Annotated in this window: 17 protein-coding genes and 1 other RNA gene; 12 read left to right on the top strand and 6 right to left on the bottom strand. The window is 50.3% G+C overall.

Annotation, left to right across the window (positions count from 1 at the left end):
- Positions 1–18: 18 nt before the first annotated feature.
- The 4 genes from glyA (at position 19) to ribBA (ending at position 4,092) form a co-directional block, all read left to right on the top strand.
- Positions 19–1,278, top strand: coding sequence for a serine hydroxymethyltransferase (glyA, locus tag DQW12_RS03845; RefSeq protein WP_113906512.1), 1,260 nt, complete (start codon positions 19–21; stop codon positions 1,276–1,278).
- A 141-nt stretch (positions 1,279–1,419) separates the two neighbouring features.
- Positions 1,420–1,869 carry a transcriptional regulator NrdR gene (gene nrdR, locus DQW12_RS03840; protein WP_113906511.1) on the top strand — a complete coding sequence of 150 codons (450 nt, stop codon included), beginning with the start codon at positions 1,420–1,422 and terminating at the stop codon, positions 1,867–1,869.
- On the top strand, positions 1,862–2,974 hold the full coding sequence (gene ribD, locus DQW12_RS03835) for a bifunctional diaminohydroxyphosphoribosylaminopyrimidine deaminase/5-amino-6-(5-phosphoribosylamino)uracil reductase RibD (RefSeq protein WP_198683886.1): 1,113 nt from the start codon (positions 1,862–1,864) through the stop codon (positions 2,972–2,974). The genes nrdR and ribD overlap by 8 nt, the downstream gene beginning before the upstream one ends.
- 2 nt (positions 2,975–2,976) lie before the next feature.
- A complete protein-coding gene (gene ribBA / locus DQW12_RS03830) occupies positions 2,977–4,092 on the top strand; it encodes a bifunctional 3,4-dihydroxy-2-butanone-4-phosphate synthase/GTP cyclohydrolase II (protein ID WP_113906510.1) in 1,116 nt (371 codons plus the stop codon).
- Positions 4,093–4,113: 21 nt separating this feature from the next.
- Here the strand turns inward: ribBA and DQW12_RS03825 are convergent, their stop codons facing one another.
- Genes DQW12_RS03825 through DQW12_RS03810 form a run of 4 tightly spaced genes read right to left on the bottom strand, consistent with a single transcriptional unit; the run spans position 4,114 to position 7,878 of the window.
- Positions 4,114–5,046 (bottom strand): ketopantoate reductase family protein, encoded by a 933-nt coding sequence (locus DQW12_RS03825; RefSeq protein ID WP_113906509.1) that lies wholly within the window; start codon positions 5,044–5,046, stop codon positions 4,114–4,116.
- Positions 5,043–6,650 carry an AmpG family muropeptide MFS transporter gene (locus DQW12_RS03820; protein ID WP_113906508.1) on the bottom strand — a complete coding sequence of 536 codons (1,608 nt, stop codon included), beginning with the start codon at positions 6,648–6,650 and terminating at the stop codon, positions 5,043–5,045. The genes DQW12_RS03825 and DQW12_RS03820 overlap by 4 nt, the downstream gene beginning before the upstream one ends.
- Positions 6,647–7,264 carry a peptidylprolyl isomerase gene (locus DQW12_RS03815; protein ID WP_113906507.1) on the bottom strand — a complete coding sequence of 206 codons (618 nt, stop codon included), beginning with the start codon at positions 7,262–7,264 and terminating at the stop codon, positions 6,647–6,649. The genes DQW12_RS03820 and DQW12_RS03815 overlap by 4 nt, the downstream gene beginning before the upstream one ends.
- The gene (locus DQW12_RS03810) at positions 7,261–7,878 is read right to left on the bottom strand and encodes a YajG family lipoprotein (RefSeq protein WP_157957841.1); all 618 of its coding nucleotides are present in this window, start codon (positions 7,876–7,878) and stop codon (positions 7,261–7,263) included. The genes DQW12_RS03815 and DQW12_RS03810 overlap by 4 nt, the downstream gene beginning before the upstream one ends.
- Positions 7,879–7,974: 96 nt before the next feature.
- Between DQW12_RS03810 and DQW12_RS03805 the strand changes: the two genes are divergently transcribed.
- A complete protein-coding gene (locus DQW12_RS03805; RefSeq protein ID WP_113906505.1) occupies positions 7,975–9,063 on the top strand; it encodes a ketoacyl-ACP synthase III in 1,089 nt (362 codons plus the stop codon).
- Positions 9,064–9,129: 66 nt separating this feature from the next.
- Positions 9,130–9,420: a late competence development ComFB family protein gene (locus DQW12_RS03800; protein ID WP_113906504.1), complete on the top strand. Its 291-nt coding sequence runs from the start codon at positions 9,130–9,132 to the stop codon at positions 9,418–9,420.
- Positions 9,421–9,444: 24 nt separating this feature from the next.
- Here DQW12_RS03800 and ffs read toward each other — a convergent pair.
- An RNA gene (gene ffs, locus DQW12_RS03795) (signal recognition particle sRNA small type) lies at positions 9,445–9,541 on the bottom strand.
- Positions 9,542–9,741: 200 nt separating this feature from the next.
- On the opposite strand from ffs, the gene DQW12_RS03790 reads away from it, so the two are divergent.
- A complete protein-coding gene (locus DQW12_RS03790; protein ID WP_113906503.1) occupies positions 9,742–10,500 on the top strand; it encodes an enoyl-CoA hydratase-related protein in 759 nt (252 codons plus the stop codon).
- An 83-nt stretch (positions 10,501–10,583) separates the two neighbouring features.
- Complete coding sequence (locus tag DQW12_RS03785; RefSeq protein ID WP_113906502.1) at positions 10,584–11,672, top strand: tryptophan 2,3-dioxygenase family protein; 1,089 nt, start codon at positions 10,584–10,586, stop codon at positions 11,670–11,672.
- Here DQW12_RS03785 and priC read toward each other — a convergent pair.
- Entirely contained in the window at positions 11,669–12,205 is a 537-nt protein-coding gene (gene priC, locus DQW12_RS03780) for a primosomal replication protein PriC (RefSeq protein ID WP_113906501.1), read from the bottom strand. The genes DQW12_RS03785 and priC overlap by 4 nt on opposite strands.
- A 521-nt stretch (positions 12,206–12,726) precedes the next feature.
- On the opposite strand from priC, the gene DQW12_RS03775 reads away from it, so the two are divergent.
- The 4 genes from DQW12_RS03775 (at position 12,727) to DQW12_RS03760 (ending at position 18,582) form a co-directional block, all read left to right on the top strand.
- Positions 12,727–15,516: a TonB-dependent receptor gene (locus DQW12_RS03775; RefSeq protein ID WP_113906500.1), complete on the top strand. Its 2,790-nt coding sequence runs from the start codon at positions 12,727–12,729 to the stop codon at positions 15,514–15,516.
- 361 nt (positions 15,517–15,877) lie between these two features.
- Entirely contained in the window at positions 15,878–16,666 is a 789-nt protein-coding gene (locus DQW12_RS03770) for a DUF3450 domain-containing protein (RefSeq protein WP_113906499.1), read from the top strand.
- On the top strand, positions 16,663–18,051 hold the full coding sequence (locus tag DQW12_RS03765; protein ID WP_113906498.1) for a MotA/TolQ/ExbB proton channel family protein: 1,389 nt from the start codon (positions 16,663–16,665) through the stop codon (positions 18,049–18,051). Before DQW12_RS03770 ends, DQW12_RS03765 begins: the two co-directional genes overlap by 4 nt.
- A 3-nt stretch (positions 18,052–18,054) precedes the next feature.
- Positions 18,055–18,582, top strand: a complete 528-nt coding sequence (locus DQW12_RS03760) for a MotA/TolQ/ExbB proton channel family protein (RefSeq protein WP_113906497.1) — start codon at positions 18,055–18,057, stop codon at positions 18,580–18,582.

Genomic DNA, 18,582 nt, shown 5'->3' with positions numbered 1-18,582 from the left:
ACGGCTGGGGAAAATAGAATGACTGACGCAAAGAAAGCGAGTATTGAACACTTTGATCCAGAACTTTGGCAAGCAATGCAGGCCGAAGTTGAACGCCAAGAACAACACATTGAACTGATTGCATCGGAAAATTACACCAGTGCGGCAGTAATGGAAGCCCAAGGCTCGCAGCTTACCAATAAATACGCCGAAGGTTACCCGGGTAAGCGTTATTATGGCGGTTGTGAGTTTGTAGATGTTGCGGAAAACTTAGCCATTGAGCGCGCAAAGCAGCTGTTTGGTGCCAAGTATGCCAACGTACAACCGCATGCCGGCTCACAAGCAAACGCAGCCGCATTTATGGCACTTTTGAATGCGGGCGACACCGTGCTCGGCATGAGCTTAGCGCATGGCGGTCATTTAACCCATGGTTCGCATGTGAACTTCTCGGGCAAAACCTATAAAGCGGTGCAGTATGGTTTGCACCCAGAAACCGGCGATATTCATTACGAGGAAGTACGCGAGTTGGCGCTTGAGCATAAGCCTAAGCTTATTATTGCTGGCTTTTCTGCGTTCTCGGGTGTGATTGACTGGCAAAAGTTCCGTGACATTGCTGACGAAGTAGGCGCTTACTTTTTAGTCGATATGGCGCACGTTGCAGGGTTAGTTGCGGCGGGGCTTTATCCCAACCCGGTGCCGATTGCAGACGTAGTAACCACCACCACCCATAAAACCCTTGCCGGCCCACGCAGTGGCTTGATTTTGTCGGGTAAAGACGACGAAGAGCTGCACAAGAAGCTGAACAGCTCGGTGTTTCCGGGCAACCAGGGCGGCCCATTGATGCACGTTATTGCCGCCAAAGCCGTTGCCTTTAAAGAAGCTCTGCAGCCTGAGTTTAAAGTGTACCAACAGCAGGTGTTAGATAACGCTAAGGCGATGGTGCGGGTGATGCAGGAACGTGGCTACAAGATTGTGTCGAACGGCACTGAAAACCACTTGTTCTTGGTTGATCTAATCGATAAAGATATTACCGGGAAAGACGCAGACGCTGCGCTAGGTCGCGCGTACATTACGGTGAATAAAAACTCAGTACCGAACGATCCGCGCTCGCCATTTGTTACTTCGGGCTTGCGTTTAGGGACCCCAGCAATTACCCGCCGTGGCTTTAAAGTGGCGGAAGCCGAGCAAGTGGCCCATTGGATTTGCGACGTGCTCGATAATATGGGCAACGACAGCGTTGAAGCCAAGGTTCGGGATCAAGTAAAAGCGCTTTGCGCTAAGTTCCCCGTATACGCGTAGGCGCTGGTCACGGTGTGGCGTAGGCGCTGCATTGCAGCGCGCTCCGCGGTGTGTGGATTTACGCGGGGATGATGGTGCGGCAATGTCGCACCTACGGCGGCGATGTCGCGGCGACGCGAATCAACATACAGGAGAGAAGCTTTGCATTGTCCTTTTTGTAACACGCAAGACACCAAGGTAATTGACTCGCGGCTGGTCGCCGATGGCTTGTCTGTGCGTCGGCGGCGGGAATGCAATGCTTGTAAAGAGCGCTTTACCACCTTTGAAAGTGCAGAGTTGGTGATGCCGCGCGTGATTAAAACCAACGGTGCGCGCGAGCCGTTTAATGAAGACAAGCTGCGCGCTGGTTTATTGCGTGCGCTTGAAAAGCGGCCAGTGAGCGTGGAAGTGATGGAAAAAACCATCAACCGCATTAAGTCGAGCCTGCGTGCTACCGGTGAGCGCGAAGTTAGCAGTAAGTTTATCGGCAACTTGGTGATGGAACAGCTTAAACAAATTGATAAAGTTGCGTATATTCGCTTTGCCTCTGTGTATCGCTCGTTTGAAGATATTCGTGAGTTTGGTGAGGAAATAGCGCGGCTCGATGACTAAGTTAATGGCCCACGACAACCAATACATGCAACGCGCCCTCGAGCTTGCCGCTCGCGGGCGTTTTACTACTCACCCGAACCCGAATGTAGGCTGCGTGATCGTGAACAAAAGTGGCGATATTGTGGGTGAAGGTTGGCATGAACGTGCGGGTGAGCCTCACGCCGAAGTGTTCGCGCTGCGACAAGCCGGCGAGCAGGCGCGTGGCGGAACTGCTTATGTAACCTTAGAACCCTGCAGTCACTTTGGCCGTACACCACCCTGTGCGGATGCGCTGGTGGAGGCCGGTTTAGCGCGTGTGGTAGTGGCAATGCGAGACCCGTTTGAAGCTGTGGCGGGGCGTGGTATTGCGAAGCTACTCGCTGCGGGAGTTGATGTTTCGGTAGGCGTTGAAGAACAGGCCGCGCGGCAAATAAACCGAGGTTTTTTGCAGCGCTGCGAGCAGGGGTTGCCACTAGTACAGGTGAAATTGGCGGCCAGCCTCGACGGCAGAACAGCACTGCAAAACGGTGAAAGTAAATGGATTACCGGTGCTGAGGCGCGGGCCGATGTGCAGTACGGGCGTGCTGCTGCTGGCGCCATTTTAACCGGAGCCGACACCGTACTGGCCGACGACCCGCAAATGAATGTGCGTTTAGCGGAAGCCAGCCGACAGCCCATTCGAGTGATTATTGATAGCCAAGGCCGAGTGCAGCCGAATGCCCGCATATTTGCTGATCAAGTGCCGTGTATTTTGGTGCGTACACGCACGCTTAATGTAAGCATGCCAAACCATGTGGAAGAGCTGATAGTGGCTGACGACCATGGCAAGGTTGACTTAAAAACGTTACTGAAGCGTTTGGCAGAGCGCAATATTCATACGGTGTGGGTTGAAGCTGGCCACCGCTTAGCGGGCGCCGTTATTGAACAGAAACTCGCGGATGAGCTTTGGGTATACATTGCCGGGAAGTTAATGGGCCCGAGTGCGCAACCCATGTTGGCATTACCGAACTACGAACACATGGGAGAATTACCGACATTGAATTTACAGTCGGTTACCCCCATTGGAAACGACGTAAAATTAATTTATGACTTAAGTTCGCGCGAAGGCGTGGCGAGGAGCGAATAAGCATGGGTACATTGAACACCACGGCTGAAATTATTGCAGACATGAAAGCCGGTAAAATGGTGATTTTAATGGACGACGAAGATCGTGAGAACGAGGGCGATCTTATTTTGGCCGCGGAGTGCGCCACCCCAGAAGCGATTAACTTTATGGCGAAATATGGCCGGGGGTTAATTTGTTTAACGCTCACCGAAGAGCGTTGCCAGCAGCTCCGCTTGCCGTTGATGGTGGGCCAGAATAACTCGCCGTATGCCACTAACTTTACTGTGTCGATAGAGGCGGCTGAAGGGGTAACCACGGGTATTTCTGCAGCGGATCGGGCGCGTACTGTGCTTGCGGCAGTCGCGAAAGAGGCGAAGCCTACCGATCTAGTTATGCCGGGCCATATTTTCCCGCTAAAGGCGCGCCAAGGCGGTGTGTTAAATCGTGCAGGTCATACGGAAGCGGGTTGCGATTTAGCGCGTTTAGCGGGTTTTGAACCCGCCTCAGTGATTGTGGAAATTCTGAACGAAGATGGCACTATGGCGCGCCGGGCGGATCTTGAGAAGTTTGCCGCACAGCACGATATAAAAATGGGCACCATTGCCGACTTGATTGAGTATCGCTCGGTTACCGAGAAAACCGTTGAGCGTGTGGGGCATTGCAAATTGCCAACGGCTTACGGCGAATTTGACTGTGTAACCTACCAAGACACAGTTGACGGCCAAGTGCATTTTGCGTTGGTGAGCGGTGAGATTAATGGCGACACCCCAACCAATGTTCGGGTACACTTGCAAGACACCTTTAACGACTTATTGGCGACCAGCCGCGCAGAACGACGCAGTTGGCCGATGTACCGCGCCATGCGCAAAATTGCGGAAGAAGGTGGGGTATTTGTGTTGCTGGGGCGGCAACAAACGCCGCGCGACTTAATCGCCCAAGTTCGCCACTTTGAAGCGGAAGACAAAGGCGAAACCACACCACAGGCAACACTGTCGAATCAGTCGCGTAATGTGGGTGTAGGCTCGCAGATTCTGCAAGATCTTGGCGTGCACCAAATGCACCTATTAAGCAGCCCGAAAAAGTATTCGGCATTGTCGGGCTTTGGTTTGGAAGTGGTCGATTTTATTGAAGACAAATAAGTTGCTAAGGCAGGGATAAAACTAAGGCAATGAAAACCCCTTGTTTTCGAGGGCTTTTATGCGCTGGTAAAGCGCTGTGTTAAAAGGGGTCGGCACCTGTAAGTGCTGGCCTTTTTTATGCACAAAACCATTTAAATAATCAATTTCAGTAGGCTGCTGGTTACGCAAGTCTTGTAGCATGGAGTTGGTATTCTGGGCGGTGTTTTCAGCCACTTTTAATGCCTGCAGGCACATACTTTCAGCCAAAGCTTGCGGCGCTACCGCCAGTTGCAGCTCGGCAACCATAATGGCTGCTACTTCTCGGCACACGCCTGCCACAGTACTGCGATGTTCCGCTTCAAGGACAACCCCGTTGGGTTTATTCGCGAGGCTCGCTATGGCATTGATGGCACAGTTCACAGCAAGCTTATGCCAACGCCGCTGGACAATGTTGGAATCCCAATACACGGGCGCAATGGCCTGTGCGAGCACGGCATGGCAATTCGGTGCACTGGGCCACTGCTCGGTGGGTTGCTGCGCGGGTTGACGCAAGCCAAGCCAACTTTCCCCGAGCCCGCTATGCACAACAGTGCCATTCTGGCGATAACTGCCATGGGTGGTCACCCAGTCGAAGCAGCGGTCTGCGGGAAATGAGGGGGCGGTTAAGGGATCATGAATAAAACCGTTATGGCTCAATATTACGGCGCCGGCGTGCGACAAGGGCGCGCTGAACTGAGAAAGAACGCTTTGGAGTTGCCAGGCTTTTACGGCAATAAACCAAGAAGCATCGGCAACGCGATGAGGCTGCTCGTTAATATTCGGTAACACCGATTGGTGTTGAGTATGGCCGGTCACCCGAAGCTCATGAGGCTCGCCGGAGCGGTTAGCACAGAATACCGGCTGCTGTTGCTCAACAAGACGCGCGGCAACCACGCTCGCAACGGCGCCGGGGCCAACGACAACCCAGTTTGTCATGTGCGAAACCGCTCCCTATTGTCGTGTTCGAGCTTGGCGATAGACTTGCGAATGGTCCAAAGAAACAACAGACTTGGAATAACCATGAGGGTGGTGAGCAAGAAAAAGAGCGACCAGTTGCCGTTGAGAAAATCGACTAACGCACCGCTGTAACTGCCCAGTACGGTGCGCCCAAGCGTGGCAATAGACGCCATCAGCGCGTACTGAGACGCGGTGAATGCGCGGTTCGCCAGTAAACTAATAAGGGCAACAAATGCCACGGTTGACCACGCAGAGGTGAAGCCGTCGGTAATAACAGCGGCGAGCAGTAAGGGTACGCTGGGGCCGGTAAGTGCCAATGCCGAAAACAACAAATTACTTGCCGCCATAGCAGAGCCTCCAATGAACAAGCCCTTCACAATACCGGAGCGCATGGTTACGTAACTACCGATGAGGCTAAATAAAATAGTGACCCACCAGTTCACCAACTTAGAGTAAAGGCCAATTTGGGCGTTGGTAAAGCCCACTTCTTGGTAAAACACAATGGACATGCGGCCAAGAAAGGCTTCCCCAATTTTAAACAACAAAACAAACAGCAGCATGGAGAGTGCAAAGCGCACACCATTGCGGCGAAAGAACTCCGCTAAGGGCTCGATCATGGTGACAATTAACCATGCGGTAATTTTGTGACCGGTGCGAATGGGCAAGGGCCGCGAGGAGCCGCTGTTCTGCGTAGTGGGCGCTTGGCTTTGCAAACGAATAAGTACGCGAATTAGGAGGCCTAAGAGCACAATCACAACGCCAACCCACAGTAGCCAACCGGCAAGCCCTGCGTTTTCCATACCGCTAAATGCATAGGCGATAGCGACAAAGAGCGCTACGCCAATAATTGGCATGGTGGCAGTAACCTGTGGTTTGTTGGCAGCCACTTGGCGATAGAATAATTCGGTTTCTCGTTGTTGCTCGGCACGATTGGTTTTCGGCTCGCGAGCAAACCAAACGCCAACGGAGAGGAGCAACATGATAACGGCTAAGCCTTGGTAGATAGTGCTCCAACTCCAGCCGGTAAAGTCGCTCAGGAAAAACGGAATAGAGCCTATTCCGGCAAACGCGGTCCACCAACCTGAGGTGGTCATGGCGGCGCCCGCCGACTGCACGTGGCCTTCGTGTTCGCCAATGGAGTCGATTCGAAACGCGTCGATAGCAATGTCTTGCGTGGCGGAGAAAATAGCGATACTCAGGGCAATTAAGCCAGCGGTGACTAAGCTGTGTTGCTCAAAGTTAATCCCCGAGAGTGCAAAACAGGAAAGTGCGATGCCGAGCTGACAAAATAGAATCCAACCGCGCCGATGACCAAGCCAGGCGCTTAACAGCGGCACGCGAATACGGTCTACAAGTGGCGACCAAAGAAAGTTAATGGAGTACATGGCGAACACCGCACCAAAGTAGCCAATGGCTGAGCGACTCATGCCCGACTCGTTCAGCCACGCCGACATCGACGATCCAATGAGTACCCAAGGGTAGCCGCTGGCCATGCCCAATAAGAAAATACTGAGCAGTCGGCGCTGGGTATAAAATTTAAATGCTTCAACAAAGCCCTTCGGCGCGGCGCTTGTGTTTGTCATTCCGTGCCGCCCTCTGGGAGCAGTTCCACGCGAATTAAAATTAACGGTTCCACGGGTACATCGCTGTAGCCGTAGGTGTCGTCGGTACCGGTTTCTACTGCCATTAATTCGCGCAGTAGCTCTGCATTTTCAATCACTTCACCAAACACGGTGTAGCCCCAACGACGTGTGCTTGGGTTTAAACTCTCATTGTCGTTGGCATTAAAATAGAACTGGCGGGTAGCGGTATGAGGTGCGCTTTCTCGTGCCATAGCGAGGGTGCCATAACGATTCGGTAGGCCGTTACCCGACTCATTCACAATTGCGCTGCGGGTTGGAAGTTCGTTCCATTCGGTATCGAAACCTCCGCCTTGCACCACAAAGTCGTTAATTACACGGTGAAAAAGGCTGTTGTTGTAACTGCCGTCGACCACATATTCGAGAAAGTTTTGCACTGTGAGCGGAGCGCGCATACGGTTTAATTCCGCCACCATGGTGCCTTTGTTGGTAACAAACTTTACGCGCGGGAAAATATTATTCGGCTGTGTGTCTGCCGAAGCGTTTGCGAGCGCTTGGCTGGTTCCGAAAACACCAAAAAATAAAACTGCAAGAAGAAAAAGGGTGCGAAATTTCATTGGGAAAACTCATTGTTAGGGTTTGAAGATAAGGGTTGCAGCCATTCGTGCAATGCGTTGTCGGCTTGAATGTCGCGCAAGGCTTGACTGAGTAGGGTGGAGAGGTCGTCACTTAAATGCTGCAGTGAAACATTCAGGCTTCCTTCGCGTTGCCGAGCGTAGGTATAGGTTTTGGCTAAGCGGCCTTGGTCACTTTCAGCTTGGGCTTCTAAGCGAATGGTACATTCCGCATGATGCCGCGTTAATGACTGTTGAACGATACAGAGTGTTTGCTCGATGGCAATGGTTAATTGCCCTGTGTCGGTATCGGTTTGGGCGCTCTCGGTTCGGTAATACGCGTGCAGCGGGGTACTGATCAGAGTAGCCAAGGGCTGGCTAGACGTGGCAAACTCTGCGGGTTTATTGCCACGATGTATGCGCACCACATGATGCTGCGGGCGACGGTCAATAACCTGCAGGCTCTGTGCAGCCAAGCGCAGGGGGAAGGCCGGTGCTGTTTGTTCCATGCTTACGTTAAGGTTTAATGCAGGATTAGCATAAGGTGTGCCTTGACAGCCACTCAGCCCAATGCCTGCACAGGCCGCGATACAAAGAATTTGAAGGTGCCGTGACATGTTCGCCTCGATCAGGGTTCCTGTTCTGAGCATTAAGGTATACGATTAACACCATTGAGTCACGCCCGAGAGGGCGTAGAAAGAGGATAGTTACGAATGTTTTATGCTGACATTACCGGCTGGGGCAAATGTGTGCCGCCAGCGGTATTAACCAACGACGATATTGCGACCTTTCTAGACACGTCTGACGAGTGGATTCGCACGCGAACGGGTATTGAAGAGCGCCGAGTAAGCGCGGTCGGCACCTCTACGATGGCAGCTGTTGCCGCACGTAATGCGTTAGCAGCAGCAGGTTTAGCAGCGGATCAATTAGACTTGATTATTGTTGGTACCTGTACGCCCGACGAAATTATTCCGAATGTAGCTTCGAAGGTGCAAAAAGAAATTGGTGCAACCGGCGCTGCAGCATTCGACTTGAACGCTGCTTGTTCAAGCTTTTTATATGCCATGCACTTTGCCACTTCGAGTATTCGTATGGGTATGCATAAACGGGTACTGATTATTGGTGCCGAGCGGCTTACCCGTATTTTAGACTGGACCAAGCGGGAGAGCGCGGTGCTATTTGGGGACGGCGCTGGCGCAATGATTTTAGAGGCGAGCACCGAAGAAGCGGGCTTGTTGGCCTCTAAGGTAAGCTGCGACGCCGACGCGCGTGATGTGCTGTCGCTCGACTTTGGTATGAGTTTCGACCGCTATAACTTTGACGGCGTGATGCCGTTTAACTTTGAAGGCCAAGAAATTTTTAAACGTGCGGTAAAGGGTATGAGTGCTGCGGTTGAAGCGGTGTTTCAGGAAACCGGCAAGAGCATGGACGATGTAGACGCGCTGATTCCACACCAAGCCAACAAGCGGTTAATCGATTTTCTGGCGAAAATGTGTAAAGTGCCAGAAGGTAAAACCATGGTGAATATTCAAAAATATGGTAATACTTCGTCGGCGACCTTGCCTATCGCGTTTTGTGAAGCATTAGAAACCGGCATGGTAAAACCCGGAGACACTATTGTTTCTGCTGTATTTGGCGGCGGGCTTACCTGTGGTGCAGGGCTGATTCGTTGGGGGCAACGGGTAACGCCATTGGGCGACAACCAAACCACGCTCGCCGACAATGGTTTAACGGCTTTGGACTTAGTGAAGCCGTTGTTTGACGGCTCACAGGCCGCATGGGCGCAACGCGCGGCGAAATAAGCCGCGTTTTTGCTCGCAAGTGGCATTCACTCGGTGTGAACGCCGACGTATGATCAAGGATTAGCGATGAAATTAAATGACGATATTCACAACTACTATGAACATGTGGTGGCGGAACATATTGAAGCGCTTGGTTTACAAAACCGCTACGACGGCGAATTTATTGCCGACCTGTGTTGTTTGGTTCTGAATCAGCTTCCTGCTAAATATATTCGCTATGAAGTTGATATGGCGTTCTTTTTGTCGAAAGAACAACGGCTAGAAATGAATCAGCAAGTGGAAGCTGCTGTGGCGAAAGGGGTTGCGTTTTTAGAGCAGCGCCGGCGCGAAGAAGACGAACAAGAGAAAAGACCCTAAGGCCCTTTAACAGAAAGTGGTGAACCCCACCAGCCACACCCCGGCACACGCTACCCCAACTACGGCTGCTCCCTTCCGGGCCTGACCGGGTTCGCTGGTTCGCGTTGCGAGGGGACCCGTGGGGCCACCGCCGCGCATTATGCGCTATCCCCGCTTGCGCTTCAACCTCTGTACTGGGTTTCCTGCTCAGTTGCTTATTTAATAGCCGAACTTGCGTGGCTTAAGGTTCTTTTCTGGCCAGACCAGTGCTAAGCTCAAAGCATGGTTGTTAAACGGAAAGGCCGTTAAACAGAACAAGTAGAAAGTAGTGGGAGCAACAACATGACCGATCATGTGGTGGTAACAGAGCAGCAGGGTATTGTACGTATTCATTTGAACCGGCCTGAAAAACGCAATGCGCTAACCCAGGCTATGTATCAGCAAATGACTGACGCACTGCGCAGTGCTGACGAAAGAGACACAGAAGTGTCGGCGGTGTTGATTACCGGTGAAGGGAGTTTATTTTGCGCAGGAAATGACTTAGGTGACTTTTTGCGCCACGGAGAGCTCAAACCCGATTCACCGGTGTTTCAGTTTTTGCAGGTTATTTCCTCGGTTCATGTACCTGTGGTTGCCGCCGTGCAAGGTGCAGCGGTGGGAATTGGTACCACCTTATTACTGCACTGCGACCTTGTGTACGCCACGCAAGATGCACAATTTGTGATGCCGTTTGTGGATATGGGGTTAGTGCCAGAAGCTGCCTCCAGCCAGTTGGTGCCGCTGCTTTGTGGCCATACCAAGGCGTCGGAGTTACTGCTGCTGGGTGAAGCCATAGATGCGCACGACGCCGAGCGCTACAACATTGTGAATAAAGTTGTATCGTCTGAGCAGCTTGAGCCAACGGTAATGGCGGTGATGGAAAAGCTAGCGGCCAAGCCGAAACGCAGTTTGCGGTTGAGCAAAAAGTTATTGAAAACTCCCTTCCAGCCCATTCAAGAGCGTATTCAGCTTGAGTTGCAAGACTTTTTGCAGGTGCTCGCTAGCCCTGAAACACAGGCGATTATTGCCGGTAAAGCAGCGGGCAAAGGGGCGGCAAAATAAAAGCGTTTCTGTACGCTTGTGAGTTGTAAGCCAAGCGCGGGTTTCGTACTATCGCTGCACAATCAAAATAAGAGTATTGCGCAATGGCGAAGAAACCCGATCCGGTTTATTACGGTGAATACCTTCACCTCGACAAATTATTAGCGGCGCAACAGCCGGTAAGCTCAAAGTATGGCCCTGAAGCCCACGACGAAACCTTATTTATTGTGGTGCATCAGGCCTACGAGCTGTGGTTCAAACAAATGCTGCACGAACTACGCTCTGTGCATGCGTTGTTTAGGGCCGAGTATTTACCCGACGAGCAACTAATGACCGTGGTGCACCGGTTGCAGCGCGTGGTGACAATTCAAGAGCTGTTAAACCAGCAAATCAAAGTGTTGGAAACCATGACGCCGCAAGACTTTCTTGAGTTTCGCGACTATTTGGTGCCCGCCAGTGGCTTTCAAAGCATTCAGTTTAAAGAGCTAGAAATCTCCCTAGGGCTTCACCGAAATCAGCGCATCGCGTTCGATCAAGCTTCGTTCTATAACCGAATCAACGACGCGGACCGCGCTTACCTCGAGAAATTAGAGGGCGAGCCCGACCTTTTCACGTGTGTGGACGCGTGGCTGAGCCGCATGCCGTTTATGGAAACGCCAGACTTTTCCTTCTGGCAACATTATCAGCAGGCAATTGAAGGTCAACTTAAGCATGAAGAGGCGATAATTGCCGATAATGCATTGCTCTCTGCGCAGGAGCGCGAACAAGAGTTGGCGGGTATTGCAGCAACACGTAATAGTTTTGCAGCACTTTTTGACCCTGAAATGTACGCCGAAATTCAGCGCGAAGGGCGGGTGCGTTTGTCGCAAAAAGCCATGCAGGCAGCATTGTTTATATACATGTACCGAGAGCAACCGGTGTTCAATTTGCCGTGGCAGGTGCTCAATAGCCTTGTGGATATCGACGAACAAATTACTATTTGGCGTTTTCGTCATGTGATGATGGTGCAGCGCATGTTGGGTAGCAAAATTGGTACGGGTGGCTCTTCTGGGCACGAATATTTGCGCAAAACCACGGAACGAAACCGAATTTTTGCGGACTTTATGAATTTAGCCACGTACTTGTTACCGAAATCGGCACTACCACCCTTGCCTTCGTCTGTGGAGCAAGCACTAGGCCGGCAGCGTCGTTAGCGCTCTAACCGCGCAATTTTCTTTTCCACTTGGGTAATGGCTTGCTGGCAGCGCTGCAGCCGCTGCCGCGCAGCGATTACTCGTTGTTGCTGTGCAGCACTGTTCGGAGCCGCTTGTTCACTGCGAAGTTGATCGGCAAGCCGAACTTCGTAACCGCGATAGGTTTTTAACTGCAAGTGAAGCCGCTGAAGTTCACTTACTGCGGAACCTTCGGCTTGTTTCTGCGCTTGCTCACTTGGAAAAGACTTCTCATTTCGATACAGCGCTTGTACCAGCGTACTTAGCTGTTGTTCGATACGGCTAAGCAGCCATGTATAACGTTCGCTGTTAGCTGCCAGCTGCCGCAACTGCGTGACATTGTGCTCAACTTCGGTAATGTATTCCTTGAGCTGCGTGCTACGGCTTTGAAATAAAGTGAGGTCGAACCAATGTCGTTGCAGTTCCGGCTGTTGCTGTGCGCGCTCACGAAGTTGTTCGAAAACGCGCGTGTACTCGTGGGTTTGGTGGGCGGTATCGATGCTGCTTTCACTCATTACTTTATAACCTACTGAAATTATCTATTAAAATCCACCGCTGAAAGTTCCAGCTCGGAACATCGACTTACACCGCGTTTGTACAGATAAAGTAACAAGATTATTTCACATTCGTAACCTAAGTTACAGAAAGCTTAGTAAAATGCCTTGCAACCCTTATGCGCTTTGCTATAGTGGGCGGGCAATTTCAACAGTATTTCGGTGGTTTTGTTCTATTTTTAACCAATTTGCGTTGCTGGTGAACATTGAATTTGTTGCTAATTAACTGAAAATAGTCGTTTTTTTGTGGTTATTTAGGGTAATAATAAGAACAACAGCCCATTATGGCTACAAAATGACCACTTGAAAATAATGCACAATTTTATGACATTCCGTGCGTTACAAGTGTTGCCACTATGTTTTTTTTTGATTAGTATCGAGAACGATTGGTTGGCTTTTGCTGATCGAAGCTTACGCCGAAGGGTAAAACCAGAGGCTATATAAACCTAAAAATCACAATAAGTGATCCAGGGAGAACTTACATGCACATCAATTCAAAATTAGCTAAGTCTATTCGTTTAGCGCTAATGTTTGGCGCAACTGCGACTGCAATGACTGGCGTAGCCCAGGCGCAAGAGCAGAGCGACGAAGAAGCAGCAGAAGAACGCGTTGAGCGTATCCAGGTAACTGGTTCACGCTTAAGCCGCGCCGACTTGGAAGGTGCGTTACCGGTTGTAGTATTCGACCGTGCAACCATCGACGCAAGTGGTGACATTTCAGTTGCAGACTTTATCCGTGATACAGCGGGTAACTCATTCGGTTCATATCAGTCAAGCTCAGGTGGCTCTTTCGCTGGTTTCTCTGGCGTAAGCTTACGTGGTTTGGGTGAAGGCCGTACTCTTATTCTTGTTGACGGCCGTCGTGCACCTACTGCACCACAAACCGGTGGATCACAAGATTTGAACTCAATTCCATTAGCAGCAGTAGAGCGTATTGAAGTACTTTCTGCCGGTGCTTCTGCAATCTACGGTTCTGACGCATTAGGTGGTGTTGTAAACATCATCACGCGTAAAGACTTTGAAGGCGTTCAAGCGACTTACGGCATCGGCCGTCCAGACGCTGAAGGCGGTGATACTGAAGAATTCAGCTTGATTATGGGTGCCTCTGGTGAGCGCGGCCGTATCGTAGCGGGTGCTTCAATGAACTGGCGCGACACTGTATATACTCGTGACCGTGACTACTGGTATAGAACTCGTGCGGGTTCAACTTTCTCGAACAACTTCAGCTTAAGCACGTCTACTGCTGCGGCTAGCCGTCTGCAACACCCTGAGTACGGTACTGCGGTACCTGGTTTATGTACAAATGGCGATGATTCAGATTTGTTCTGGTTCAACGAAGCGACTCGTAACTGTCAGTTCGACCACGCTGCTACTTCTGCAAACTTGACCAGTGTGCGCAACTACTCAGTGTTCTCTAACGGTGACTATGAAATCAACAACGACTGGACGTTATACTCAAGCACGAGCGTAACTAAGTCTGAGTCTAAAGGTCGTTATGCGCCAGTACCTTCAAGCCCATTCCCCGGTGGCGCGATTTCATTGCCTGCAGGCTCTCCAAACCACCCTGCAACAAATCCTGATAACGGTGGTTTGAACCCTGAGTGGGATGACCCCTACTATCAAGATCTAGCAGACACTGACCTGTTCATGTTCCACCGCTTTGCGGCGTTAGGTAACCGTGACTCACTGGACGAAACAACTACCCATAACTTGTTAATGGGCGTTGAAGGCCGTGTAGGTAACATTAACCTAGACGCGGGCTTCCGTTACTCACAAGCACGTGCAGTTAGCCTTGGCTATAACTACGTAGTGGGTGGTTTGGCGCAGGCAGCGATTACAAGCGGTGCATACAATGTTTATGACCCGTTTGATGGCGATCCTCAGTCACTTGGCTTTACTGCAACCATTTTACGTGACATGAAAACTAGCGTAAAAGAGTTCTACTTCAGCGGTGACATGGACTTGTTCCAATTACCTGGTGGTATCGCAGCGGTAGCATTCGGTGCTGAGTACCGTGAAGAGTATTACCAAGATAACTACGATCCACTGAGCTCTTCAGGCCAAATCGTAGGTTCTGCAGGTAACTCTGCTGCCGGCGACCGTGATGTTACAGCTGTTTATGCTGAAGCATTGTTGCCTGTACTTGCTGACCTCGAAATCAGCGTAGCCGGCCGTTACGATGAGTACAGCGACTACGGTAGCGACTTCTCACCAATGGTGGGTGTACGTTATCAGCCGCTAGAAAACCTAACTATTCGCGGTACCTACGGTAAGGGCTTCCGTGCTCCTTCATTGAGCATTTTGACTCAGCAGCCGTCGTTCAGTGCAGCGTTCACGTCTGACCGTGAAACTTGTATCATGATGGTTGGCCAAGAAGCGTGTAGCGTGCAGGTTAGTACATACAGCATCGCAAACCCTAACCTTGATTCTGAGAACTCAACTCAGTACGGTTTAGGTGTTGCATGGCAACCGACTGACTGGTTAAACTTAACTTTCGATTACTATAACATCGAGATTACTAACCAGATCAGCTCTATCGGTATCGGTACTGTTATCGGCTGTTTCCGTGAATTAATCGACGTATGTCCTCCAGGCATTACTCAGTTCCCATCAGGAAGTATCACCAATGCGCCAGATCAATCACTTGGCTTAGGTGTTGAGCTTGACCCAGACACTGGTGGTATTGTTTACGCACAAACAGGTGCGGGTAACTTAGGTAAAACCAACACTGACGGCTTCGACGTTTCAGCAAACATGAACTTCGATTTCGGCAGCATGGGTACACTGAACACCTCTATTACCGGTTCTTATGTTGAGAACTACAGTGGTAGCTCTGGTGTGAACGTTACTGGCCGTGCTGGTTACCCACGCATTCGTGCGGGTATCAACAACAGCTGGGCATACGGCGACTTTAACGTGGCGTGGAACATTAGCTACATCCACAGCACTGAGTCTAACGTATACCGCTTATGGTTGACTGACAGCACTTGGGGTGCTCCAGCGCTTGAAGAAGGCCTGGATACTGGCTTAACCTTCGGTGACTACAGTGAAGGTTTACAAGGTAAAGAGATCGACGCACACATTATTCATAACCTACAGGTTAACTACAACGCTCCTTGGAACGCGACAGTGACCTTCGGTGTGCGTAACTTAACTGACGAAGATCCTAAGTATGATAACTACTATCAAACTTATGGTTCAGACACAGTTGACACATACCTTTACGATCCTTGGGGACGTACTATGTATGTACGTTACACCCAACGTTTCTAAGCCAACGCTTAGAAGTTAGGACAACGTAAATACGAAGCCAGCACCTCGGTGCTGGCTTTTTTTATGGACTTTTGTACCGAATGTGATTCGTCGGTTTTAATCTGTTAATAATTGGTAAAGATGTTTCGAATTCGTGACATTTTCATTTTTAACCCACTGAATTCCTCGGATGAGCTAAATGCTCGGTTGACAGCCTCGGCGGGATCGTGGGAGTATTCAGACAATGCTATTTTCAAAAAAATAGCTAAATTTGGTGTAAAATTTTTTTCATCACTCACACAACTGGGACCTCTTAACACACAGGCCAAAAGAGCTGTGAAATGTTTTGGGGATAAAAGTTAAGTCAAATTGGTTGGGAACTATGACCACAGTTATCAAACGAAGCAAAATCGCCGCCGCTATGGTAGGTGTGATGGCGCTTGCGGGAAGCGGTTTAGCAGCAGCTAATACCCCAAGCCTGCAGCAGCTGCAGTCTGAACAACTTCAGACTCATCGTAATCAAGCAGCCTCGCAGGAGCGTATTGATTCACTGTTCGATCAGAGCCGTGATTTACTCGCCGACTACCGCGCAGTGGTAGCCGAATACGAGGCGCTCAAAGTGTACAATGACCATGTTCAAACGTTAGTAGACGACCAGAACGCGTCATTAGCTTCATTGCAACGTCAAATCGACGGCATTGAAGAAACACGTCAAGGTGTTGTTCCTCTGATGTACAAAATGATTGACTCCTTAGACAATTTCGTTGAGCTTGATATTCCAATTCACAGTGAAGCACGCGATCGCCGTGTGGAACGCTTACGCGACGTAATGACACGTTCAAACGTAACTGACTCAGAGAAGTTCCGTTTGATCATGGAAGCGTATCAAATTGAAATGGACTACGGTGTTGGCCCGAATTCATATAGTGGTAACCTCAGCTGGAACGGCGAAGAAATTGCAGTGGACTATTTCCACATGGGCCGTGTGGTATTAATGGCGCAGTCGCTTGACGGCCGTAGTGCATGGTTATGGGACAACGGCGCGCGTGAATGGACACAGGTTGACGATGTTTACCTAAGCCCATTAACGCAGGCCATTCGTATGTCACGTCGTCAAACTGCGTTTGATATCGTGCGCTTGCCAGTATTTGCCGCGGAGAGTGCAGAATGAGACAAGTAGCTAAAACAGTACTAAGCGCCATTGCAGGCTTAAGCCTTGTAGCTGGTGCTGCGTTTTCTGCCTCGGCGCAGGAAGCCAAAACCCTAGAAGAGCTGTTGCAACAGGTTCAACAGAGCCGCCAAGCTGCACAGCGTATCGACCAACAGCGTGAAGCGGAATTCCGCCAAGAGCGTGCAGACAAGCAGGCATTATTGCGCCGTGCGCAGCAACAACTTGCCGACGAACAAGCACGCAGCCAGCGCTTGCAAGAGCAATATGCTCAAAACGAAATTGATTTAGCCAATAAAGAAACCGAACTGGACAACATGATCGGTACTTTAGGTGAAATCTTTGGTGTAATTCGTGGTGCCGCTGCGGACACTATCGGTCGTATTTCTACCTCGATTGTAAGTGCTCAGTATCCAGGCCGTCATGAAGTGTTGCAAACCCTTGCGGAAGCAACAGAGCTGCCAAACATTTCTGAGCTTGAAGAACTATGGTTAGCGTTGCTTACTGAAATGACTGAGTCGGGTAAAGTTGCTCGCTTCCAGTCTGAAGTAACCTTGCTTGAAGGTGGCTCTGAAGTTCGCGACGTAATTCGTATTGGTTCGTTCAACCTTGTGTCTGACGGCGAATACTTATTGTACAGCGATACTACAAATCAAATTCAACCGATTGCGCGTCAACCGGCGGGTTATGTGTTAAGCGACCTTGAGAAGTTCGAAGCGACTAATTCAGGTTATGCGGGTGTATTCCTTGACCCTTCACGTGGTCAGATCTTGAGCTTGTTAACGCAAAAAGCAACACTTGCTGAGCACTACCACAACGGTGATACCGTAGGGTATGCCATTACTGCATTGTTGATTCTTGGTTTCTTGATTGCCCTCTACAAAATTGTGACCCTGACTGCGGTTGGCGGAGCAATTCGTAAGCAGCTGAAGAACACCAACAACCCTTCAAACAATAACCCGTTGGGCCGTATTTTGAAGGTGTATCATGAGAATCCAAACACTGACGTTGAGAACCTTGAACTTAAACTCGACGAAGCGATTTTACGTGAAACTCCACGTATCGACGCAGGTGTGAACATTATTAAGATTCTTGCAGCGATTGCGCCATTGATGGGGCTATTGGGTACGGTTATCGGTATGATCGGTACCTTCCAATCGATTACGCTATTCGGTACGGGTGACCCTCGTATTATGGCGGGTGACATCTCGATGGCACTTGTAACCACTGCATTGGGTCTAATCGCAGCATTACCATTGATTATTATCCACAGCATCGTAGCGAGCCGTGCCAAGTCTATCTTGCACATTTTGGACGAGCAAGCTGCGGGTATCGTAGCTCAGCACGCTGAAAAAGCGAGCGCTCCAAAAGCTGCGAAAGGAGAGTAAGCCATGCAATTGTACCTGATGGGACTTTGGGAAACTGTCAGGGATTTTATTGGCACAGGTGGTGACGTTTTATACCTCGTAGCCGTAGCACTTCTCATCATGTGGATCGTGATGGTAGAGCGTTACTGGTACATTCTTGGTGTATTTCCGAAGGAACGGGATGCAATCATCAAGAAGTGGAACGAGCGTGAAGACACCACCTCCTGGTACGCACATAGAATTCGTGATGCATGGATTTCCGAAGCGTCCGATAAATTATCAGCGCGCATGCTGCTGCTAAAGACAACCATTGCCATTTGCCCGTTAATCGGGCTCTTGGGAACGGTTACCGGGATGATTTCAGTGTTTGAAATTATGTCGGTACAGGGTACAGGTAACCCTCGTCTGATGGCCGGTGGTATTTCAATGGCGACAATTCCGACCATGTCGGGAATGGTGGCAGCGTTGTCCGGTATGTTCTTCGTACAGCGTTTAGAGCAACGTTCTAACCGCGAAAAATCGAAGCTTATCGACAGCTTGCCGCATCATTAA

Origin of the sequence: Aliidiomarina celeris (assembly GCF_003316875.1) — a bacterium.
Taxonomy (GTDB): Bacteria; Pseudomonadota; Gammaproteobacteria; order Enterobacterales; family Alteromonadaceae; genus Aliidiomarina; species Aliidiomarina celeris.
This window is presented reverse-complemented; position numbering and strand designations above follow the sequence as displayed.